We start from the raw sequence: 22,672 nt of genomic DNA on the forward strand, positions 1-22,672 counted from the left end.
GAGGAGCGCGTGCTACGCACCAACAAGGGCAATCCGGACGATTTCGCCTGGCCGCATGTCGCGGTGCCGATGCTGACCGTCTGCCCGGCGGCGAAGCCCACCGGCGCGGCCGTGCTGACGTTCCCCGGCGGCGGTTATGCCCGCGTGGCCATGGGGACCAGGCCGTCTGCCACTTCGCGCTGGTTCGCAGGCCAGGGGGTGACGGCCTTCGAACTGCTCTACCGCCTGCCGCATGACGGCTGGACCGGCGGTGCCGACACGCCCTTGCAGGACGCCCAGCGCGCCATGCGCGTGATCCGCGCCAATGCCTCGAAATGGGGCGTCGATCCGGCCAATGTGGCGACCATCGGCTTCTCCGCCGGCGGGCATTTGTGCGGCAGCATCGCCACGCGCTTCGCGGCGAAAGTCTACGAGCCTGTCGACGCCGCCGATGCCCAGGACGCGCGCCCTCTGGTGGCGGGGATGTTCTTCCCGGTCGTCGCGATGGTGCCGCCGCTCGCTCATGCGCAGTCGCGCCGGGAATTGCTGGGGCCAAACCCTGACGCGGAACTGTCTCGGCGGTACTCGGTAAATCTCGACGTGCCCGCCGCTACGCCGCCGATCCTGCTCGCCCATGCCGCGGACGATGCGGTCGTCGATTGCGGCAACAGCCTTGCGATGTTCGAGGGCTGCCGGGCGGCGAAGATACCGGCCGAGCTTCATGTGATCGAGAAGGGTGGGCACGGCGCGCCGCTTTTCGAACCGGACGGCCGCGCCGGGCTGTGGCTGACGCGCTTCGCCCGCTTCGCGGCGCGGCATGGCTTGCGGATTCCCTCCGACGGGGCGTGAGCGCAGGAGGGAGCGATCAAAATCCACCGTCGCCCCGTCTTCGAGGGGGCGACGGTGTATCGGAGGAGGCAAGCTGGTTTCACGCAGAGACGCAGAGACGCAGAGAAAGTGTGTCCCGAGCCATTCCCCGATGCGCCGGTGGGTTGCACTCTCGGCCGGGTCGGTCATTCCGGGGCAGCTGCGCCGGAGAACTTCTCTGCGTCTCCGCGTCTCTGCGTGCCCATTCTTGCAGCTTGGCCGCCAAGCGGAACGATCCGAAAATTGCGGATACGCAGATGGCTCCTGGTCGTGCGCAGGGCGAACCAGCCCCGTCGGTAAGGCGCGGTGTCGGTCATCGTGAAAAGCCGCTTGCCCCCCAAGTCCACCGTCACCGTCGTGCCATCGGCGGAGAGCCGCACAGGCACCCAACGGTTGGCCACGAGCAGTGCGGCGGCGTCCGACCTGTCGTGCTCGGGCAGCAACGGGCGATTGCCCGGCTCGCCGACGTAGCGGCGCATCCGCGTGGTGGTGTTGCGATTGCCGCCGATACCCACATAGTATGTCCTGAGCGTGTCGTAGGCCGCGAACGCCCCGCTGCGGGGCCGGGTCAGGGGTGATCCGTCCGGCGCGGCGGGGTCGGTGGCCATCCAGAAGGCGTTGACGTCGCTCACCTCGTCGTTCGGCCCGCCCGCCGAGACGGCCATGACTTCGTATTCGATGGCGACGGGGCCGCGCAGTGCCTCGCTCCACCAGATCGAGAGCCCTTCCGGCGCATCGATGTCCATCACGCCGCCCTCCACGCTGACGCGCGAGGGCGCTTCCGCCTCGACGCGCCAATGCGAGAGGCCGTGGCGGAAGTCGTCCGTTTGCGGCTTCGCCGCCGCCGACAGCAGCATGAACATCAGGGCGGCGGCGAGACGCCTCATTCCAGCGCATCCCCGATCAGCGTCAGGTTCACCGTCGCGGCGATGCCCCACTGCGCGGCATCGTTGGTGGAGACTTCGGCGATCTCGTCCACCGGCTTGAGCACGGCGGCGCCCGTTACCTTGCGCGCGCCGCGCGACTGGTCGCGACCCTCGCGGTCGCCTGCGCCGAAGAATTCGCCCCAGGCGCGCTTGATGAGGTCCGGCTTGCCGAGTTGCACCCCGGCATAGGCGGTGTAGCGGGAATGGGCCTGGGTCAGCGCGCGGCCCTTGCCCGATGCGCCGGTGCGGGCGCGGAACTCCGCTTCGGGCGCGTTGTAGAGTTCGCAGTAATCCAGCCAGACCTTGCGGAATTCCGGCTCGTCGAGCAGTTCGAGCAGTTCGGCGGTGATCTCGAACACGCCGAACACGCCGTTGAGATGGCTCATGTTGACCTGGTCGTTGGCGCTTACGAAACGGCCGCTGGCAAGATCGAAGGCGCCGCCACCCGCAAGCCAACCCTTGGGCAGGGCCGCGATGGAGCGCATTCCGGCGATGATGCGATCGCGCCAGCGGGTGTCGCGCGTGCGTTCCCACTCGGTCAGCCAGGCACCCAGCATGGATCCCCACACGGTCCCGAACTGCATGAACACCTGACCTTCCGGCAGCGGCTGTTCGGCCACCACCGCGCCGGTTCCGGCAGGCGGCTTGCTGGCATCGGCGCGGTGCATCACCTTGCGGCCGATATCGACCGTCTTCAGCGCCTGGTCGCTGTCCACCAGCGCGCGCATCAGGTCTCCGCAGCGCTCGTCGGTGGTGAGGTAGTAGTAGAAGCGGCGGTAGGCGGCGTTGGACACGCGCTGCTGCTTCGAACTATCGGCCCAGTGCTGCACCCCGTGGCGGGTGCCGAGCCCCTTGAACCGGCCCGAATGGTAGACGTCCACCTCGCCGGTGTGGCGCGTCATCGCCTCTGCCAGACGGAATACATCGGCCCGGCCGCTGCGCAGGAAACCGTACCACAGCCACATGTCGGTCGAGAGTTCGCTGTTGTCCCAGGCGAAGCCGCCAATGTCATAGCGCCAGACGTGCCGGTCGTTGTCATAGCTGTGCATGACATCGCCGTAGTTCCAGAACCCGTACCAGCGCCGCTGCTCTACCTGCCCTATGTAGAAGTCCAGTTCCTGCTTCGCCCGCTGTTCGATCTTGCCGCGCAGAGGCCCGCCCGCCGCGATCGGGCTCCACGGGCCGAACAGGCCTGCGGAATGAACCCTGGCGACATTGGTGACCATCCGTGGCGGCGTGGCCAAGCTCTGGCCCATTTCGGCAAGCCGTTCGCGCGGGGGCGTTGCGGGAAGCGCCCAGATGCGGAATTCGGTAGTGCGGGCAATGCCGGAGGAATCGCCCCAACCCGGTTCGTAGTCCTCGTAAGTCACATCGAGGCCCAGGTTCTGCGCTTCGTAGCGCTCCATTCCCATGACATCGTGGTAGAACCGCAGGTCCATCGCCGGGGCATCGGGGGCGTGATACCAGACGGTGAAGCGGGCGGTATCGCTTGCGGCGTCCGAGACGTCCAGGCCGACCGGGCAGCGCTGCCAGAAGTCGCGCATTCCGAACGCCGCGCCGCCCGATGGTCCGCCGATATAGCCGAGGCCCGGCGCACGTCCTGCCGTATCGACGTCGATCCAGCCGCAGCCCGGCTTGGTGCGTTTGACGATGGAAAAGCCGTCCGAATTGGGCTGGCGAAGGCGGAAATCGCCCCATGCGGGGATATATTCGATGTTCTGGGGCACGGCCGCGCCCATCTGATCGAGTGGGGGTGTGGCCGTTCCTGCCACTTGTGCATCGCGGAACGCCTTGCCCGGATCGCGGCGCAGGCCGGTCAGCGGTCGCACGGCTTCGCCCCAGAGGCCGCCACTTTCTCCCGCGAACCGGACATGGCGATCGTGCAGCTTGTCCCGCATCGGCACCGCGCCTTCAAGGCCGAGGCCACGGATGAAGCGCTTGGCCGGATCGCCGTCGAAGATCATCGAATGGACCAGACGCACGCTGTCCGACCCGGCGTGGAAGTAGAGGCGGACGGAAAAGGGCATCCAGTCGCCTTGTCCGTTGCCGTTTTGGCCGCGATGGCGACCGTCGAGCTTGATCACGGCGCGGATCGGGCCGCTCTGTTCGACGGTGGCGCTTTCGATCGTGCCGGTCCAGCGGGCAAGAGTGGGCGCGCCGTCCTCGTCATCGGGGCGGTCCTGCGCGCTGGCGAGCAGGCGCACCGATTGCAGCACTTCGGCAGAACCGACACGGGCGGAGCGGATCAGCGCCTCGCCGGACTTGCCCACGGTCCACACGGTTCGGCCGACGGTAACGGTGATGGCGTCACCCGCTTCGCGCAGGAACAGCGTCTGTGAAGGCTTGGCGCTGCCGGGCACGACGCGCAATCCGCCCGCGCGGCCGCCATTCGCAGCGGTTGCATGGCCGGTCCACTTGATCGAGCCGTCCGGCCACCAGGCCATCGGCCAGGTCTGCACCGCCTCGCGCGTTCTGTTTGCGCCTTCGAGAACGTAGCCGCGCTTGTCGTATCGCGTCCCGCGCGGCCAGGGCTGCCCCCAGGACTGGCCCTCATGCGCAGAAGGCGCGGCGCCATCGAGCCAGATCACGTCGTCGCCCGGCGCAATGCCCGATCCCAACGGCTCCCGCGCCGCCACCGGCGCGGCGCTCGCGCGATCGGCGGTCATGGCCAGGGTTCCGGCCATGGCGGAAGTCGCCAGAGTTTGGGCCAGCATCTCGCGGCGGCTCCAGACCAGCTTGCTCATTCACTCTCCCTTGGGTGCGGCGTCTCGTGGGACGCCTTATGTGGGATGATATTTCATCATGTGGATCGAATCGTCAACCGGGATGAGGCGCGATTTGCGTCGGAGTTGCTTGATCAGTGTGCTTGCCGAGCCCCATTCACGGGAGCATGGGGCAATGGTGCGTCCTCACCGCTCCCCGTTCGGCCCGGCGCCCAGGTAGAACCCGGTATGCGGCGGCTGGTTGTAAGCGGTATTCTGCCAGGCGACGCCGAGGCGATAGACCGGATCCTGCATCAGCGTGACGAACCGGTGCGTCGTGGTGAAAGGCGTGGTGTAGATGCGCAGTTCGCGATTGTCGGCGCGGCGCCAGATCACTTCCTCGCGCCAGTCGCCGATGAGGTCTGCCTGGAGCGCGGGATTGCTCTTGGTGCCGTTGTTCGAGGCGAGCCCCTCGGGCGCGAGCAGGGTGTCGGACGTGCCGTTTTCCCAGTTCCACTTGGAGATCGTCGTGCCGTCCAGCAGCTCGCGCAGCAGGTCACCGTCCCACCAGATCGCGAAGTTCATCTGGCGCGGGCGATGGTATGTGTCGGGGCCGATCTCCCGGCCTTTGGTGTCGTAGAGGCGGTCGGAATTGGATGCCCAGAACTCGGCGCCGTAGTGGCGCGGATCGATGTCTGCGGCCACGCCGCGCCCGGTGTCCTGCGCGGCGGGCGTGGTCCACAGCACTTCGCCGCTGCGCGCATCGAGCAGGGCCGAGCCAAGGCCGCCGTTGCGGCGGATGTCCTCGAAAACGCCGAACTTTTCGAGGCCCGGACGGGCCGGATCGAGATCGCTGACGTGCATGGTGTCGCCGTGGAACAGCGGTTTGGTCCAGAGGCCCTTGCCGTCGTCATCGACCGCCATCGAGCCGTAGATCACCTCGTCACGCCCGTCGCCGTCCACGTCGGCCACCGAGAGCTGGTGGTTGCCGCGCCCCGCATAGTCCGCGTTTCCGGGTGCGGAACTGTCGAACAGCCAGCGCTGCGTCAGCTTGCCGCCGCGCCAGTCCCAGGCGGCGAGTGCGGTGCGGGCATAGTAGCCGCGCCCGAAGACCATGCTCGGCAAATGGCCGTCGAGATAGGCTACGCCCGCGAGGTAGCGGTCCGAGCGGTTCGCATAGCCGTCGCCCCAGGATGCCGCGAGTTGCTCGGGCGTGGGATTTCCGCCCGGAAAGCGCGGTGGATCGTAGGGCGCGGTGGCCAGCGCCTTGCCGGTCAGGCCCTCGAACACGGTGAGATATTCCGGTCCCCTGACGATGCGGCCCTGCATCGGCGCCACTTTGGTACCGTCCGCCAGCACTTTCGCGCCGGTGCGGTCCTGCTGCGGTACTTCGCCGCCACTGCTGCGCCAGTCTGCTTTCGCGTCGCCTATGACCTTGCCGATGCCGTCGACCGTGCCGTCGCCGGTCTTCATCGCCACTTCGGCACGTCCGTCTCCGTCGAAGTCGAAGACCAGGAACTGCGTGTAATGCGCCCCGGCGCGAATGTTGCGGCCCAGATCGATGCGCCAGAGACGTGTGCCGTCGAGGCGATAGGCATCCACGAAGACGCTGCCGGTATAGCCGGTGTGGGCGTTGTCGTGACTATTGGTGGGATCCCACTTGAGAACGATCTCATACTGGCCGTCACCGTCGAGATCGCCAATGCTGGCATCGTTTGCAGTATAGGCATAGGCCTCTCCTGCAGGAGTCACGCCATCGGCAGGCGGCACGAGCGGGATCGAGAGATAGCCTTTTTCCCACGTCATGGCACGCTGCGGACCGACGCGATCGCCGACGCGCTGTACGGCATAAGTGCTGGCGGTGGTTCCCGATGTGTCGACGAAAGCCGTCGCCGCGCCCTGTCTGGTGACGGTCAGCGGCTTTCCATCGCGGAGCACGCGGAAGCGCGCATTCTTCGGATCGTTCGCCAGAAGCCGCCAGGTCACCAGAATCCCGCCGTCTTTCGCCGGAAGCGCAACGGCGCCGCGATTCAGCCGCTCCGGTGCCGCGCGTTTCGGCGCGGCAGTGGCCGCGACACAGGTCGATGAAACCAGCCCCCACATGAGCGGCAGCATAAGGGTACATGCGCGAATTCCGGCCGCCATTTGCATCATCCTCCGGTTTTGGAACCACAGTGGTCCAAATTATGCCATTGCATCCCACATATCGGTTCAATAAGTGTCCGTCTAGAAACTGATTCGATCGGCGACCGGAAAACCGGACAGGCAAGTATCGACGGGACTAAAAGAGGGGACGGATATGCGGAAGCATGGCAATGAAAATAATCGATTTTCGTCGGCATCGTCAGTCGGGCGCCATACCCTGAAAGGGGTCTCCGGGCTGGCGCTGGCGGGTGCTCTTGCCACATCCTTCCCTGCATATGCTCAGACTAATCCCGACGCGGAGCCGGAATCCGCGCAGGAGGAAAAGCAGCCGCGCATAGACGACAAGACCGCCGAAAAGGTCATCACCACCGCCAACGACATCGTCGTCGTCGGCACCCGTGCGTCGCTGCAATCGGCCATCAACCGCAAGAAGCAGGCCAATACTGTCGTCGATTCGATCGTTGCGGACGATATCGCCAGTTTCCCCGACAAGAATATCGGCGATTCACTGGCGCGCATTACCGGCGTGCAGCTCAGCCGTGACTTCGGCGAGGGTGTGCAGGTCTCCATTCGCGGCGTCGAGCCTGACCTCAATCGCGTCGAGATCAACGGCGTCAGTCAGGTCAGCGCCCTGGGCGAGCGCGCCGGCGACTTCCGCGAACTGGCGACGGAACTGGTCAAGTCGATCGACGTCTACAAGGGCTATGCCGTTGACCTGACCGAGGGCGGCATCGGCGGTACCGTGCGCGTGGAGACGCGCAAGCCGCTCGATCTGCTGAAGCCGATCCTTTCCGCCACCGTTTCCGGCCAGCATCTCGACACCACCGAAACCTGGCGTCCGCGCGTGTCGTTCTTTGCGGGAACGCCGAAGTTCCTGATCGACGGTCTCGGCGTGCTGTTCAACGCCACCTACAGCGACGTGAACACGCGCCAGGACTACATCAGCAATACCAACTGGCGCCGGATCGCCGACTTCGATCATTCGACCGACAAGACCGTCGAAGATCCGCTCTATTCCAATTTCAACAGCTATGAAAGCTGCGCGGGTGTCGGTGGGCCGACGACGGCAAGGGCGACCGCCAATCGCCTGGCCTGCGAAACCCAGTTCTTCGACTGGGCGCCGCTGACACCGCGTTATCGCCATCTCGTGCGCAACGACAAGCGCATTTCGGGCGATCTCACGCTGCAATACCAGGTCGCGCCGAACTTCCGCGCCTATGCCAACGTGCAGGTCAACAAGCGCAACCAGAACCTTCAGGACGTCAACTACTCCGTCGATCTCAACACGATCCAGCGCTTCAACCTGGACCCGCAACTGGCTGCGGGCGCCGGGGGCGGCACCTCGCGCCAGCAAGTGGCGCTGGGAACGTCCACGGTGAACGAAAATCACGTCGTCACCGGCGTGACCACGGCGCTCAATGCCGTGAATATCGGCACGGCGGCCAATCCGAACTGGAGCGGCGCCGCGAACATCGTGGGCGTGCAGCGGCGCGACTTCAGCTACGATCAGGAATCGAAGTACTTCTCGGGCGGGTTCCGCTGGGATCTGGACCGCCTGCAGATCGACTTCATGGGATCGCACGCGAAGGGTAATACCAAGTCGGAAAGCAACCTGATTTCGCTGGGCACCAGTGTCTCGGGTATCGTGGTGGACCGCAACAATGCCCAGGGCATTCCGGTCTTCCAGTTCCCTTCCAACTTCGATCCGGGCGATCCTGCCGTCTATACCGACTTCACGCGGACCGGCGCCAACGGCCAGGTATTGCCGGTCTATGGCCCTGCGTTGCAGTATCGCCCGGCTGAATACAACAACACCGAAGACCAGCTGAAGTTCGATGCCGATCTCGAGATCGATCACCCGATCGTCAGCAAGTTCCAGTTCGGCGCCCAGGCGCGCCGCCAGAAGTTCCTGAACTACCTGGGCGGCGGATCGATGCTGATCGATCCCGCGACGATGACCTATCAGTCCAGCGCGAACGTTTCGTACACGACGACGATCCAGAACAATCCGGCCGTTCCTCGCAACGGTAACACCTGGTACATCACGCCTGCCCAATACAGCTCGCTGATCTCCTCGCTCGGCGGCGTCACCGGCGGCGCGCCGCTCTATACCGGGCTCAAGAACGCACCGGCGGGCATTCCCAGCCGTCTGGCGTTCCCGAACTTCGACTCCGAAGTGCTTTCGCAAATCTACGACTTGTCCGGCTTCGATCACGATCTCGTGCGCTTCGCCGATGGCCTGCCGCAGATTCCCAGTGCCAAGATCACCGAGCAGATCCTGTCGGGCTACGCGATGCTGGACATCGATACCGAAGTCCTCGGCATGCGCCTGACCGGCAACGCCGGCCTGCGCGTGACGCATACCAAGGACACCGGCCTCGGCACCAACATCAGCCGGGTGACGCGCTTCAATGCCACCGGCGGCACCGAAACGGTTGTCATTGCCGCGCAGCAATTGTCGCTGTCGAACAGCTACACGGACTTCCTGCCAGCGTTCAACGCGAACCTCGAACTTCAGCCCAACCTCTATCTGCGCGCGAACTTCGCGAAAAACCTCGCGCGCCCGAGGCCGCTGGACCTGGTGCCGAACATCAACTGCGTGGACGACCAGACGATTTCGGGAACCGACGACACTTGTACGGCCGGCAATCCGGCACTGAAGCCCTATCGCGCCGACCAGTGGGAACTCAATCTGGCCTGGTATCCCAATGCCGATACCATGCTCAGCCTTGGCTACTACAAGAAATACGAATCGAGCTTCGTGATCCGCGACGTCGTTAACAACGGTGTGGACCTTTTCCAGGACGGGGTCACCTACACCGTTCGTCAGCCGGTGAACGGGCAGGGTGCACTGCTGGACGGTATCGAGGCGAGCGCGCAGACGGTGTTCACGTTCCTGCCTCAGCCGTTCGACGGCTTCGGCGCATCGGGCAACTTCACGTATGCCCGCGCTATCCGCACGAACCTGACCAATGCGGCCACGAACCAGCCGCTGAAAGAATATCCCGGCCTGTCCACCTACACCTACAATGCCAGCGTTTTCTACGACAAGGACTGGCTGAACTTCCGCCTTAGCTACAACTATCGCTCGAAGTGGCTGGTGACGCCGCTGGATGCGAACAACGGCAACAACCCGGTCTACCGCAAGGGCGAGGGCTATCTCGACGGCAAGATCACGCTGCGGTTCCCGAAGTACCACTTCGACGTCTTTTTCGAGATGCAGAACATCACCAAGGAATATTCGAAGAGCTACATCAACAGCGATATGCCGATCGAGCTCTATTATCCTGGCCAGCGCATCTTCGTAGGGATGCAGGCCAAGCTCTGATCACGTAAAAAGGGGGAGAGCGGGAACTCTCCCCTTTACCCGGCCGCTTCATCGCCATGGACCCGGCGATAGGCGGTGGGGCACGGACCCGGACGGATGCGGCGCCCTCCAAGGCCGCATTCGTCCGGGTCATTCGTGTTCAGAACGCCGTGCGCACACCGAAGACCACGTTCCGTCCGCGCAGCGGCGATGCGTCCTTCACGAAGGAGGCGTGATTGAGCGCGAAGGAATTCGTGAGGTTGGAGCCCCTTGCGAAGAGTTCGGCCCAGCGATCGGTGCCGAGGTCGAGCTTGTAGGACAGCGTCAGGTTCAGCATGTCATAGCCCGGCGTTTCGCTCTCGAAGTCGGCGATGCGGTCCTGCCGGAACGTGCGATAGTACTCCGCCTGTGCCGAGAACGGCCCGGTCGCCGCGTCGATGCGGGTGCCGAGGCGGCCCGGCGGGATGCGGGGCAGGTTCCCTAGATCGTTCTTCAGCTTGGCCCGCACATAGTCGCCGAACAGCGCAACGCCCAGTTCCGGCATGACCTGGTGGCGCACTTCCCCGTCCACGCCCGTGAAGCTGGCATCCGCCGCCACGTAATGGATCAGGCGGAAGTCCTCGTAACGGTCCAGGGTCTGGCCGAAGATGTAGTTGTCCACCTTCTGGTGATAGGCACCGACCGTGAAAGTGGTGGGCCCGCTGGTCTTGCGGAAGGTCAGGTTGATGGACTTGCCCGTTTCAAGCCGGTTCTCGGTCGAGGCCATGCCTTCGAACGTGCGGCCCGTCACCATGCCGATCTCGTAAGTGTTCGACGCGAAGTGCGGGCCGAATGCGTAGAGTTCCTGGACGTTCGGCGCGCGCTGGGAGCGGGCGAGCGAAAGCGCCAGCGAATAGCCGTCCGCCACCTTCCATAGGGCCGAGGCCGAGATGGAGAAGGGATCGTGCGAGGTGGCAGGCATGAAGGCTGCAAGCGAGGTCTGTGGCCGGATGCGCTGCCATTCCTGTCGAACCGCCGCTTCGATGCGGACCGGGCCGAAGTCGCGGCTTTCGTGAAGGAACAGGGCGGTATTGTCGATGTCGAACGGGGTGTACCTGGTCTGGCCATTCTCGATGAACGACTGGATGCCGCTGAAGGTGCTGTCCGAGTGCTGGACGCCGAACACGCCCCGGAAGCCCGCGAGCGGCTTGTGGGTCAGCTCGAACCGCAAGTCGAAAGCCTTGTTGCGATAGGTGGTGGCGATCTCGTCGTGCTCGATCTCGTCGTGGCGATAGCTGGTGTGCGCCATGCGGAATCGGACGCGCTCGAAGCCGGGCAGGGGGTCTCGATAGTCGCTGCGGATGTCGAACCGCTCGCTGCGGAGCTTCACGAACAGGCTTTCGTCCTCGTGTTCATGTTCGTGATCGTGATCGTGGTCATGATCGTCGCCGTCATGGTCATGCGATCCGCAGTGGAGGCTGGGGCCGTGCGTATGGCAATCCTCGTATTCGTGGCTGTGGCCGGGCAGGCCGTACTTGCTGCGCACGCGGGTATAGGCAAAGCCCAGGTATCCGTCCGGTCCTACCCAGGAGCCGCCGGCGCTGAAGGTGGAGCTTTCGCTCCACGATCCGGGCACGCGGCTTTCCCCGAAGGCGCCGGGCACGCGATAGTCGTCGGTTTCGCGGTGAGCCCCCTCGACGCGCAGGGCGAGCGATCCGGTGCCGAGCGTCAGGCCGCCCACGGCCGAGCGCTCGTCGTCACCCGTTCCCAGCCGCGCTTCGGCCGTTCCGGCGAAGCCGCGCACCGGCACTTCGGTCGGGATCTTGGTATCGAGCAGATTCACCGCGCCGCCGATCGCGCCGCCGCCATAGAGCAGGGCGGCCGGGCCGCGCAGCACTTCGATGCCGCGCAGCAGCAGCGGTTCGCCGGTGATCACGTGATCGGCGGAAATGCCGGAAGCGTCCTGCACATTGGTGCTGTCGGAAAGGACCTGAACGCGCGGGGAGGTCTGGCCGCGGATGACGGGCCGGCTGGCGCCGCCGCCGAAGTTGTCGAAGTGGATGCCCGGTTGCCCGGCAAGCGTTTCGCCCAGGGTGCCCTGGCGACGGTGCGCAAGCTCGTCTCCGCTCAATGTGATGACCGGGGTGACCGTTTCGTCGGCGCTTTCCTCAAGCGGAGCGGCGGTAACCAGAATCTCGCGCGATACGGGCGCCGGTGCCTCAGCCAGGGCGGCGGCGGGTATCAGCGCAAGCAGGGAAACGGCGGAGCGGTGAACGATGCGAACGGACAAGAAAACCCCCTGTGACGACATGGAGGTTTTGTTTAATGTCATGTAATAACATAACACAATGCAGGATTGGGCTCGTTATCAATACGTTACAAACTGGAAATGTGACGCAGCAAGATCAGCCTGCGCTCTCTGGTGTATCGACGCTTTCGACTTTCGCGAACTGGGTTATCGGGGCACCGCCGTTATAGATGAAGCCGAAGGTCGGATTCTCGCGCGAACCCAGGGCGCGGCTGGGGCCGTACCAGACGCGCACACGGCTCCAGTCGCCTGCCTCGGAAATGTCCTCGGCCAGTGCCCGGCGCTCGATCAGGCCGGGTCCGGACCAATTGGCATGGTCTAGCAGGACATGGCGAGAATCGACGATTTCGCGGATCATTGCGACGTGGCCGTAAGGCATTGCGGCGGTGGATTTGAAAACCAGCACCGAGCCGGTCTGAGGCACATGACCGCGGTTATAAGTACCCTCGGCCTGAGCCCACCAAGTCGCCGCGTTACCGTGGATGGAAATTCCCGATTGCGCGCGCGCATAAGGCACGCATTGCAAGTGTTGCGCCGAGGCCGGTGAGGCAAGGGCTTGAGCAGCCAGGGACACGAGCGCGGCAGCGACGAGGGAAACCTTCTTCATGGAGATACGTTATAACGTCTCCAAAATGTCAGGGTACCCCGACCCCGGCGCTGTGATCGCAACAGGGGCACCTTTCGTCGCTCCTTGAGGAACCGAATCGACAAGCTGGCGCTTAGCGCCTCCCGCCTTGCATCACACCCGCATGTCACGATTCTGCGATGGGCAGTGACGGGCGCGGGATGGATGGCGGGGCAGCTTTCTGCGAGTTTGGCGGGTAGCGCCCGACAAGGCGCTTGGCCGGCGGGCTTTACCAACCGACAGTGGATATAGTGTCAGCGATCCTGTCACATCCGGACGCGCGTCGGGTTTTTTTCCGGCGCCCTCTTTCAAAAACGAACCTCACAACCATGTTATGTTGTATCATACCTCAACTGAAGCATTTCCGTAAGATGCAGCATTTGAGCACAAAAGCGTCATCGCTCGATGTGACGGCGCCCTGAGCAGGAAAGACGATACCTTGAGCGAGCGATGCAAACGTCGGGAGCCTGTGAAAGTCCGCCTCTTGGCCGATATCATCGAATCCACCGCGATCTCGGCTTCGACACTTTGCATGGTGCACTGTCTCGCCTTGCCGGTGCTGCTGTTTCTGGTGCCAGGACTGCTTGGCGCTTTCGTCCAGTCGGAGCTGTTCCACCTCGCCGCGCTGGCAATGGTGGCACCGGCCGCCCTGGCGGCGTTTCTGCTGGGCTACCGTCTGCATGGCCGGGCCGGGCCTGCTATTCTCGGGGTCGCCGGGGTCGCTTGTCTGGTCCTGGGGATGGCGGCGTCGCTTCCTGTGGGCGAGACGGTGATGACCGTAGCGGGAAGTCTCGTGCTGGTGGCAGGTCATGCATGGAACTGGCGCGAACGCGTCAGGGGGTGTGGGGCTTCAGCTCATGCGGCCTGCGAACGGCAGCCTTCGCGCGCTTCCGGCGCTCAGGTGCTATAGTCGATGCGGGCTGCGGCCCTTCCGGACAAAAGTAGGCCCCGCGGGTCCGATACCCAGCGGGGCCGAGGTTTGGGTCGCTTTCTGAAAGCGCCGGCCTGGTTGATCCCCCGATCCGCAATGCCTGTCGGCCTTGCTCCCCCCGACGCCCAGAACATCGTTTTACAACGGAACTTGTGATTCCGATGTGATGTAAATTGCTGCAAATTGCGGAAGAGCGCAGAATTTCAAAAAGAACTCAGGAAGATAACAGGTAGGCACGTCCCTGAAAGTTCAAATATGATCACAACGGATCATGATCGGGTTAGTCGGGTATGAAAGTGCCTTGGCCCGCGGCTTCGATCCCGTTCAAGGCAGGTCGACATCCGGTGCTGGTGGTACCAGTTGCCTCAACAAGCGCTGCACTTCGCCGTCGCCCTTCCAGGATTGTTCGATACGCCGGGTGACGGGGCGGGAATACCAGCGCTCTCCCAGCACGACCGCTTCGTGCAACAGGTCTATCAGCACGGCCCGATCCTTCATGGAAGAAGCATAGAACGCCGGAGTCTGGCGGATGCGGCGGCCGCCTTCCGCGATCTCGCCCAGCGCGTCGGCAATCATGATCCGGTGCGCATGACCGGGATCGTCCACCAGGGCGCGGTTCATCCTGGCGGAAAGCTGCTCGGTGGACGGATCCTCGCGCAGACTTGCGAATTCCGCGAACTCCCTCGCGAAACCGCGAATGTCGCCCTGGCCCAGGTATACCCAGGACAAGCAACTGCTGACGGTCGCATCCTGCGGATAGGTTCGCTTGAGATCGACAAGTGCGGCCAGCGCTTCCGCGTCGTGGCCCGCCTGCCATTTGGCCCAGGCATGTTCCACCGCGATAGGCTGCGAGCCCGGCGATCGCTCCATCGCCAGGAGGTAATAGCGCTCTGCCCGGCTGCTCTCTCCCAGATCTGAAAGGACGTTGGCGATCCAGAAATATGTCAGGCCGTCGTCCCCGTCATGGTGCAGCGCGGTGCGAAAGGCCTTGAGCGCGGCGGTGGGATCGTTGTCCCACCAATAGTCGATGAAGCCTTTTGCAGGGTAGGCGCTGGCCAGGTCGGGATCCAATGCCAGCGCCTTGTCGGCGGCGATCCGTGCCTTGCCGTAAGCTTCTGCGTCGCTGACTTTCCCGTACTCGCGATAGATCAGCCACGCTTCGGCCAGCCCGGCGCGGGCCGGCGCGTAGTCCGGCGCGCGCGCGATCACTGCACCGTAAAGCCGGATCGAGGTTTCCAGAGCGCGGGGCGTACGATGCGCCCAGGCGTCCCGCGCGGCGACGAAGTCTCGCGCGGCCACCGGATCCTCCGGAAGAGCGGTCGATCTGGGCTTCGGCCATACGAGGAGCAGGATCAGCACGGCCACGGCCAGCAAGGCGGCCGCCAGCGTGGCCCGCGGAATCCATGAGCGAGAGGGAGGCGGGGCCGGGGTCGGCGTTTGGGCGAAGGTCAGCGGCAGGGGGGCATCGGCGGTGCCGGGCGGGGAAGGGCCGGAAGCGGATTCAGGTGGGGCGTGGTTTTCGGGCACCGGAGTTTCGGCGGGATTGCGGCTCTCCCATTCCTCCAACTCATGCCGATAGGCGAAGACGGTTTTCTGCTTGCCGCCCGGAAGCTGGTGGATCGGCAGACCGCGTTCGCGCGCCCAGCGCGCCACGGTGGTGCGATCCCTGCCGAAATAGGCCGCAATCGCTTTCCAGCCATCCAACCGGCGTTCGTCTGATATCATGCCGCGACCCTGCCCTCGCAGGCAAGACTATCGTCTCGGCGGCTGTTGCTCAAGCGCCCAAGGGAGGATGGTGAGGCGAGCCGATTGTGCCATTTCGGATCATCCCTGCGCATCCGCCCGTGCGATCAGGGCGTCGAGCGCGGTGCGGCCATGGCGCAGTTCCTCGATGATCCGGCGCAGTTCGGAAGCGGTGATCCGCACGCCGCCCTCGCTGTCCACCGCCTGGACCTCGACGATGCTGTGCAGCGCCTCGACGATGGCCAGCACCGGGTCCATCGGCAGCCGCGCCGTGGCGAGGGGCACGGCGCGGACCTTGCCCAGCGACAGGAAGGGATCGATGGCGCCGGGGCCGAACTCCTGTTCGATTCGGGAGAGAATCACGGGATCCATGCTGGTGGCCCGGCCGCGGGCATTGCGGATCGTTCCGGTCGAGCAGCCCAGTCGGGTAGCAAGCTGGGCATCGGATAATTCCTGCGCTTTCTGAAGGTTGCGGACGATGGTGGCGACCGCCGCGCGGTAATCATCACTCGTAAGTCTAGCGGATCGACCGGAGGTCATCGTGTATGGTCCTTTTCGTCTTTCGAAGCGCGGACAACAGCTTGTGGCAAAGCGGATGAATCTGGCCAAGACTTTGTCGACTGAATCGCTATATGGCAGCGATAATATGCAATTCAGTCGTCGCAATCTGATCGTTGCAGCCACCGCGTTCGCAGCGTCATCGTCATCTGCCGCCCGTGCCATCTCCTCCGCATTGCCGGAGCGGGCGCGTGCGCCCTCGCTCATCCTGCCGAAAACCGGCAACGCGGCGGGCACGATCGCGCCGGTCGCTCCGGCGGCGCTACCGCCCCTGCCGGCCCGCTTCCAGCCCGAAGGCGTGCGCCCCGAGCTGTTCGACGCGGCCATGAAGGCGCTGGATCGGCATGACCGCCGCGTTAAGCGCGACCGCATCGGGCTGGTGGACTTCTCAGTTTCCTCCTCGCAACCGCGCTTCCATCTGGTGGACCTGGAAAACCGCAAGGCCACATCGCTCCCCGTCGCCCACGGCAGCGGATCGGATCCGGGGCATACGGGATGGTTGCAACGTTTCTCCAACCGCCCCGGTTCCAATGCCAGCAGCGAAGGCGCCTATCTTACCGCCGATTACTATTATGGCGGGCATGGGCGTTCTCAGCGGCTGATCGGGCTGGATTCCACCAACAGCAATGCGCTGGAACGCGCCATCGTGATCCACGGCGCCTGGTATGCGGAACCGAACATGATCGGTGCTCACGGCAAGCTGGGCCGCAGTCAGGGTTGCCTGGCGGTGGGCGACAGCCTGCTCGGTCGCGCTTTCAACCATCTGGGCGAAGGCCGGCTGATCTACGCCGCCAAATTGGCCTGAACGGGCGGCCGGTGTGTCCGCCGCCGAACGAACCTTAGCCCGCCCTAGATCGTCACCAGCGCGCTGACGCGGTGCAGGAAGGGATGGTTCGGCGTTGCGCCCCTGCTGATCTGCGAAAACATGCCGTCCCCCATCTCGGACAGCTTCGCTTCGACGAGCGGCACGTCCTCGCCGCCCTTGACGTCCAGGTGGACGTGGAGCTTTCCATCGAAATCCAGCGTAATTTCGTCGGCTTCGACGATACGTTCGCGAATTTCATCCAGAATGGCGGAAAGCTGGTCGTTAAGCGACGGCCTGGTGGTGTCGGTCCGTGAAGTCGTGGAATCGATCGAGTAAACCGTTGCGTCCTTCGGCATTCGTGGTCCCATGCTGATCATTGCGCGGATTGCTGCGAGAGCGAGCATAACATTTCAGCGCCGATAAAGAACGGTCCAGCGAAGGTTCCTGTGCATTTATTTTTGAGCGAGGGTCGGTTTTCCGCCCATTTCGGGACATTTTGCGGATAAGCGATCAGCCGAGTCGAGACGCTTGTGCGTTGAAAAGGCGCGGCAAGTTCGCTGCGTTCTTGCAGAAATCCTGCAATCTCTTGTTGCGGCCTTGGTGCGACCCGAAGGCTACAGGTGTTCCATGGTCACCGGACGGCTGCCTTGGCCTGGCAGGCGGCGACGAAGGAGGCGGGTTCATAGTAGAATGGCTTGATCTCGCAGCATTTTCCATCACGAAAGCGAAACCGCTCGCAGATTTCGACGGGCCGAAGCGCAGGATCGGCGAAGCGCAGCGAGAGAAGGGTGACGGCGAACTCCTTGCCCACGGTCGTTTCGATTCGGTCCAGCGCAACCACGTCGCACAGGCCCATCACCCTGGCGTAGAGATCGCGCAGGGCGTTCCTGCCGCGATACTCGCCCGCCATCGGCAGGCCGTCCGCTTCGAGGGCGACGAAATCCTCGGTGAGCATCTCCGCTGCCGTGTCCCAATCGCCGGCGCCGGTGGCGGCGTAGAGGCGGTCGACGAAATCGCGCATCTGTTCGGGGCTCATGGCTCTGCTCCTTCTCCGTGCGGAGTGTGACAAAGGCGGCGATTTGTCGAACCTAGCGTTTCGACTAGCAGTCCCGGCAGGCGTCGCGCGGTTAAGCTGCCGAAAACGGGAGAGCCTGGCCGGACGTCGGATCCGGCCGGGCGGCAGCAAAGGAAAGACATGTGTCCGGATCCGATACCATGAGCGATACCTGGCATGCCGTCCTTGCCGAGGTCGATTTTCCCGAAGAAGGCAAATTGGCAGCGCGGATCGCCGGCTGGAGCGTGCTGGTCGTGCGGACCGAGGACGGCTTCAGCGCCCTCAACGACAGGTGCACGCATCAGGCGGCGCTGCTTTCCGGCGGCAAGGTACGGCGCGGGACGATCATGTGCCCGCTCCATGGCGCGCGTTTCGAGGCGGCGACCGGTCATTGCATCGGCGGTGCCTATGCGGATCTGCGTCGCTTCGATCTGAGAATTGCCAGCGGCGTCATCGAAGTCGCCGTGCCCGATGTGCCGCCGGGGCCGCACGAGCGCCCGGTGGAAGTCTGACGACAAGAGGGGAGAGAACGATGCCATTCGCCGGACCTGTCGAGGATCGCCTCGCCATTCGCGAACTTCTGGAGACATATGCCGACGCGGTCACGCGCCGCGATGCAGAGGCTTGGGGCGAGACATGGGCGGAAGATGCCGAATGGTCGCTGCCGGACTATCCCGAACTCGGCACCACCACGGGCCGTCCCGCCATCGTCGCCATGTGGATCGAAGCGATGAAGGCCTATCCCGGCATAATGTTCGAAGCCTGGCCGGGATCGATCGAGGTCTCCGGCGACAGTGCTACGATGCGCAGCTACACCTCGGAGGTCTACGACCACGACGGCGTGACCAAGCGGGACCGGGGCGTCTACGAGGACACTTGCGTGAGGATCGATGGGCGCTGGCTGTTCCAGAGCCGATCGTTCCGTAACATCCACCGGCAACACGCCTCGAAAGGATGCTGAAAAAGGCGTTCCGAAGGATCAAATCCGGAATCGACTGGCCGCGTGCAAGCGCGTAGAGCGCGGGGCATGACCACTCAGATCACGATCCGCCGCCCCGACGACTGGCATGTCCATCTCCGCGATGGCGAGATGCTGGAGGCCGTGGTCGGCTACACCGCGCGCCAGTTCGCACGCGCCATCGTCATGCCGAACCTGACGCCGCCGGTCGTGACCGTCGCCGCCGCCGAGGCCTATCGCGAGCGGATCGTGAAAGCTCTGCCGGCCGGTGCCGACTTCACGCCGCTGATGGTATGCTACCTGACCGACGACGCCGACGCGGCGGAAATCGAGCGGGGCTATGCGCAGGGCGTGTTCGCCGCCTGCAAGATCTATCCCGCCCATGCCACCACCAATTCCGCCCATGGCGTGACCGACATCCGCAAGCTGACCGGCGTGCTGGAGACGATGCAGCGGATCGGCATGCCGCTGCTGATCCACGGCGAAGTCACCGATCGCGACGTGGACATCTTCGACCGCGAAGCCGTTTTCATCGAGCGCGTACTGGCGCCGCTGGTGCGCGATTACCCGGCGCTCAAGATCGTGCTGGAGCATATCACGACTGCCGAGGCGGTGGATTTCGTGGCGGGTAGCGGGCCGCAGATCGCCGCGACGATCACGCCGCAGCACATGATCATCAATCGCAACGCCATCTTCGACGGCGGCATTCGTCCCCACGCCTATTGTCTGCCCGTCGCCAAGCGCGAGCAGCACCGCCTGGCAGTGCGCAAGGCCGGCGTGTCGGGATCGCCCAAGTTCTTCCTGGGCACCGACAGCGCGCCGCACATGGTCGGCCGCAAGGAAGCCGCCTGCGGCTGCGCTGGAATCTTCAACGCGCCCTATGCGCTGGAAAGCTACGCGCAGGTCTTCGACGAGGAAGGGGTGCTGGACCGCCTGGAAGGCTTCGCCTCCGAACATGGCCCGAACTTCTACGGCCTGCCCCTCAACGAAGGCACGGTGACGCTGACGCGCGAAGACGTGGCCGTGCCCGAGGTGATTGCCGAAGGCGACATCCGCGTCGTGCCGTTCCACGCCGGGGAAACCGTGCGCTGGCGCTTTGCGGGCTGATCGATCACCGCTGCCATAACGGAAAAGGGCCCGGCCTCCTACGAGGTCCGGGCCTTTTTCCTGCGAGGATGCTCAAAACTTCTTGCTGACTTCCACCATGACCGTGCGCGGCAGGGTGCCGAAGCCGAGCTGGTCGGCCTTGATGCCGCCGGGCGTTCCCGTTCCACTGCCGGTGGAGGGGCCGTCCACCACGCCGGTGACGTAGAAGCGATTGGTCAGGTTCTTGCCGATCACGGCCACCTGCCAGTTGTCGTCCTCGGCACCGAAGCGCAGGCCGGCGTCGAGCGTCACGTATTTGCCTTGGCGCGATAGGGGATTGCCGAAGGCCGAGGCGAGGTAGCTGTCCGAATAGCGGGCGTCCACGTTCATCCCCAGCTTCATGGCCGAACCGACCGCCATCTCGTAGTTCACGCCCAGGTTCCCGGTCCAGCGCGGCGCTACCGAGAGCGACTGGCCGCCCAGGTCCTGACGGGTATTGCCGGCCAGGTTGCAGCCTTCCGCCGGGGTCTGTCCCGCATAGCAGGGGGCGAGCGGGAAATCGGTGTACCGCGCCTTGTTGTAGTTGATCGAGCCGTGCAGGTCGAAACCGGGAATGCCGTTGGGGGCGAATTGGAACTCTGCCTCCACGCCCTTGGTCCGGGCATCGGCGGTGAGGGTCTGGAAAGCGAAGATCGGCGAGTTGAAGAAGTCGACCTGCAAGTTCTTGTATTTGTAGTTGAAGGCGGTGACGTTGAAGCGAAGCTGGCGGTCCAGCAAGGTGGACTTGAAGCCGATTTCGTAGCCTTCGGCCTTCTCGGGATCGAAGGTGAGGTCGGCGGTGGGATCGTTCGAGAACTTCGAATTGATGCCGCCGTTGGAGAACCCGCCCGACTTGTAGGCCGTCTTGTAGGCGGCGTAGACCATGAGATCCTCGGTAGGCTTCCAGGTCAGCGTCGCTTCGGGGGACCAGTTGGTGAAGTGCTGGCGTGCGGTGACGACGCCGAGCCCGTCAGGGTCGAACTGGTCGCGGAAGATGGTGGTGACCAGCGGGTTGTTGTAGAACTGGGTGAAATAGCTGTTCTTGGTTTCGTCGGAATAGCGCGCGCCGCCCGCCAGTTCGAGGGTCGGCAGGATCTTGTAGGTGAGCTGGCCGAACACGGCCATCGTCTCGCCCTTGGTGAAGCTGGTCTTGGCGGTGGCGACATGTTCCAGACCGGCGGGGGCGGCGGAATTGGAGACGCCGCCGGTCAGCACGTATTGCTCGAAGTCGCGCCGTGTCTTCTGGTAGAGCATGCCCAGCATCATGTTGAAGGGGCCGTCGAACGCGGTCAGCGCGCGGAACTCCTGGCTGAAGGCCTTCCAGGACGAGTTCTCGGTCGCCCAGTTGCTTCCCGGCCCGCCCGCGCTGTTGCTGGATTGGAAGTCGCAGGCGCAGGCCCAGCGGTTGTTGTTCCACTGGTAGTTGGTGACGGAGGACAGCTGGAGCTGGTCCGCATCGTAGGTCACGTTGAGCGTACCGCTTGCCGAGCGATAGCGATTGTAGAGCGCGCCGTTCTGCTTGGCGAAGGGGAAGCTGGCGGCGACGTCTACCGGCATGTTGTTCTGGTGGGTCACGAAATGCTTGCCGCAGGGATAACCGTTCAGCTGAGAGGTGCTGCCGTTGCCGCAGGCGAAGGCGACGTAGTTCCAGGAAGAATTGTTGACCGTGTTGAAATCGACATTGCCCTTGAGGCTGACGGTGAGGCGGCTGGTCGGCTCCCACTTCAGCGTGCCGCGCGCCAGGAATTCCTCCTCGCCCGGTGCCTTGTGTGCGGCGGGTGCGGCCACATGCGAGGTGGGATCGCCGTTGCCGCCCGCGAGGATGCTGGCGGAGTCGATCTCGGTATAGACGATGTCGTCGGCGACGTTGCGGTAGTAGCCGCCCTCCATCTTCGAATAGCGCGCGGCGAGGCGGATGCCCAGTGTGTCGGTCAGCGGCATCGAGGCATAGCCTTCGACGCGCCATTGCTGGCTGCGGAACTCGTAGCCGCCCTTGATCTGGAATTCCGGCGTGCTCGTGGGGTCGGCCGTGGTGATCGAGATGACGCCGGCCGTGGCGTTCTTGCCGAAGAACAGTGCTTGCGGGCCCTTGAGCACTTCCACGCGGGCAAGGTCGAAGAAGCCTTCCTGGATCACGCGGCCCTGGCCGTAATAGGCGCCGTCCACCACGACCGCGACCGACTGCTCGATGCCGATCGAGGTGGAGGACGATCCGATGCCGCGCAAGGTGAGCTGGGCGCCGGAGCCGTTGGACGCGCGGCCGACATTGAACTGCGGCGCGATCGCGGCGATCTTCTCGACGCTGGTGATGTCGCGCGAGGCGATCTGCTCGGCGGAGATGGCGGTGACCGCTACCGGTACGTCCTGCGCGGTCTCCTGCCGTTTGCGGGCCGTGACGATGATTTCCCGGATGCCGCCGGTCGCCGCCTGATCTTGGGGCGCCCGATCCTGAGGCGGTTGATCCTGCGGAACGGGAGCAGCTTCCTGCGCTGCGGCGGGAACGGCAAGGAGCGCGATCGCCAGCGTCGTCGTGGTGAGCAGGGCGGATTTCGAGAATCGCATTTCAGGACCTCCCACATGTTTTCTTTGTTCCGTCCTTGGTAGAACCACGGGGGCGGGCGAGGGCCTGTGCAAACGGATAGCCCTATCCGTTTGGTCAG

17 protein-coding genes are annotated in these 22,672 nt (G+C 64.3%); 7 read left to right on the plus strand and 10 right to left on the minus strand.

Annotation, left to right across the window (positions count from 1 at the left end):
* Positions 1-828: alpha/beta hydrolase (locus RT424_RS03820; protein WP_313434638.1), on the plus strand; the 828-nt coding region annotated here is incomplete at its 5' end.
* Between the two features lie 164 nt (positions 829-992).
* Here the strand turns inward: RT424_RS03820 and RT424_RS03825 are convergent.
* The 3 genes from RT424_RS03825 to RT424_RS03835 all read right to left on the minus strand — a co-directional run bounded on the left by RT424_RS03825 (position 993) and on the right by RT424_RS03835 (position 6,589).
* On the minus strand, positions 993-1,733 hold the full coding sequence (locus RT424_RS03825) for a DUF6250 domain-containing protein (protein WP_313434639.1): 741 nt from the start codon (positions 1,731-1,733) through the stop codon (positions 993-995).
* Positions 1,730-4,516 (minus strand): Tat pathway signal sequence domain protein, encoded by a 2,787-nt coding sequence (locus tag RT424_RS03830; protein ID WP_313434640.1) that lies wholly within the window; start codon positions 4,514-4,516, stop codon positions 1,730-1,732. The genes RT424_RS03825 and RT424_RS03830 overlap by 4 nt, the downstream gene beginning before the upstream one ends.
* 165 nt (positions 4,517-4,681) lie before the next feature.
* Positions 4,682-6,589 (minus strand): rhamnogalacturonan lyase, encoded by a 1,908-nt coding sequence (locus RT424_RS03835; RefSeq protein WP_313434641.1) that lies wholly within the window; start codon positions 6,587-6,589, stop codon positions 4,682-4,684.
* A gap of 184 nt (positions 6,590-6,773) precedes the next feature.
* Here RT424_RS03835 and RT424_RS03840 point away from each other — a divergent pair, with 184 nt between their 5' ends.
* Positions 6,774-9,947 carry a TonB-dependent receptor gene (locus tag RT424_RS03840; protein ID WP_313434642.1) on the plus strand — a complete coding sequence of 1,058 codons (3,174 nt, stop codon included), beginning with the start codon at positions 6,774-6,776 and terminating at the stop codon, positions 9,945-9,947.
* A gap of 139 nt (positions 9,948-10,086) precedes the next feature.
* Here the strand turns inward: RT424_RS03840 and RT424_RS03845 are convergent, their stop codons facing one another.
* Positions 10,087-12,195, minus strand: a complete 2,109-nt coding sequence (locus RT424_RS03845) for a TonB-dependent receptor domain-containing protein (protein WP_313434643.1) — start codon at positions 12,193-12,195, stop codon at positions 10,087-10,089.
* A 115-nt stretch (positions 12,196-12,310) separates the two neighbouring features.
* Complete coding sequence (locus tag RT424_RS03850) at positions 12,311-12,820, minus strand: CHAP domain-containing protein (protein ID WP_313434644.1); 510 nt, start codon at positions 12,818-12,820, stop codon at positions 12,311-12,313.
* A gap of 487 nt (positions 12,821-13,307) precedes the next feature.
* Here RT424_RS03850 and RT424_RS03855 point away from each other — a divergent pair, with 487 nt between their 5' ends.
* Positions 13,308-13,748 carry a MerC domain-containing protein gene (locus RT424_RS03855; RefSeq protein WP_313434645.1) on the plus strand — a complete coding sequence of 147 codons (441 nt, stop codon included), beginning with the start codon at positions 13,308-13,310 and terminating at the stop codon, positions 13,746-13,748.
* 345 nt (positions 13,749-14,093) lie between these two features.
* Here the strand turns inward: RT424_RS03855 and RT424_RS03860 are convergent, their stop codons facing one another.
* Positions 14,094-15,494 carry a tetratricopeptide repeat protein gene (locus tag RT424_RS03860; RefSeq protein ID WP_313434646.1) on the minus strand — a complete coding sequence of 467 codons (1,401 nt, stop codon included), beginning with the start codon at positions 15,492-15,494 and terminating at the stop codon, positions 14,094-14,096.
* 99 nt (positions 15,495-15,593) lie between these two features.
* Positions 15,594-16,052 (minus strand): XRE family transcriptional regulator, encoded by a 459-nt coding sequence (locus RT424_RS03865; protein ID WP_313434647.1) that lies wholly within the window; start codon positions 16,050-16,052, stop codon positions 15,594-15,596.
* 106 nt (positions 16,053-16,158) lie between these two features.
* Between RT424_RS03865 and RT424_RS03870 the strand changes: the two genes are divergently transcribed.
* The gene (locus RT424_RS03870; protein WP_313434648.1) at positions 16,159-16,875 is read left to right on the plus strand and encodes a murein L,D-transpeptidase catalytic domain family protein; all 717 of its coding nucleotides are present in this window, start codon (positions 16,159-16,161) and stop codon (positions 16,873-16,875) included.
* 44 nt (positions 16,876-16,919) lie between these two features.
* On the opposite strand, the gene RT424_RS03875 is transcribed toward RT424_RS03870, so the two are convergent.
* Together RT424_RS03875 and RT424_RS03880 are read right to left on the minus strand one after the other, a co-directional pair.
* Positions 16,920-17,231 carry a hypothetical protein gene (locus RT424_RS03875; RefSeq protein WP_313434649.1) on the minus strand — a complete coding sequence of 104 codons (312 nt, stop codon included), beginning with the start codon at positions 17,229-17,231 and terminating at the stop codon, positions 16,920-16,922.
* A gap of 275 nt (positions 17,232-17,506) precedes the next feature.
* Positions 17,507-17,911, minus strand: a complete 405-nt coding sequence (locus RT424_RS03880; protein WP_313434650.1) for a nuclear transport factor 2 family protein — start codon at positions 17,909-17,911, stop codon at positions 17,507-17,509.
* A 161-nt stretch (positions 17,912-18,072) separates the two neighbouring features.
* On the opposite strand from RT424_RS03880, the gene RT424_RS03885 reads away from it, so the two are divergent.
* From RT424_RS03885 to pyrC, 3 genes are all read left to right on the plus strand, one after another.
* A complete protein-coding gene (locus RT424_RS03885) occupies positions 18,073-18,441 on the plus strand; it encodes a Rieske (2Fe-2S) protein (RefSeq protein ID WP_313434651.1) in 369 nt (122 codons plus the stop codon).
* Between the two features lie 20 nt (positions 18,442-18,461).
* On the plus strand, positions 18,462-18,890 hold the full coding sequence (locus tag RT424_RS03890) for a nuclear transport factor 2 family protein (protein ID WP_313434652.1): 429 nt from the start codon (positions 18,462-18,464) through the stop codon (positions 18,888-18,890).
* Positions 18,891-18,956: 66 nt separating this feature from the next.
* Complete coding sequence (gene pyrC, locus RT424_RS03895; protein WP_313434653.1) at positions 18,957-19,994, plus strand: dihydroorotase; 1,038 nt, start codon at positions 18,957-18,959, stop codon at positions 19,992-19,994.
* A 72-nt stretch (positions 19,995-20,066) separates the two neighbouring features.
* Here the strand turns inward: pyrC and RT424_RS03900 are convergent, their stop codons facing one another.
* A complete protein-coding gene (locus RT424_RS03900) occupies positions 20,067-22,574 on the minus strand; it encodes a TonB-dependent receptor (protein ID WP_313434654.1) in 2,508 nt (835 codons plus the stop codon).
* Positions 22,575-22,672: the final 98 nt, after the last annotated feature.

Origin of the sequence: Novosphingobium sp. (assembly GCF_032093395.1) — a bacterium.
In the GTDB taxonomy this organism is placed as follows: domain Bacteria; phylum Pseudomonadota; class Alphaproteobacteria; order Sphingomonadales; family Sphingomonadaceae; genus Novosphingobium.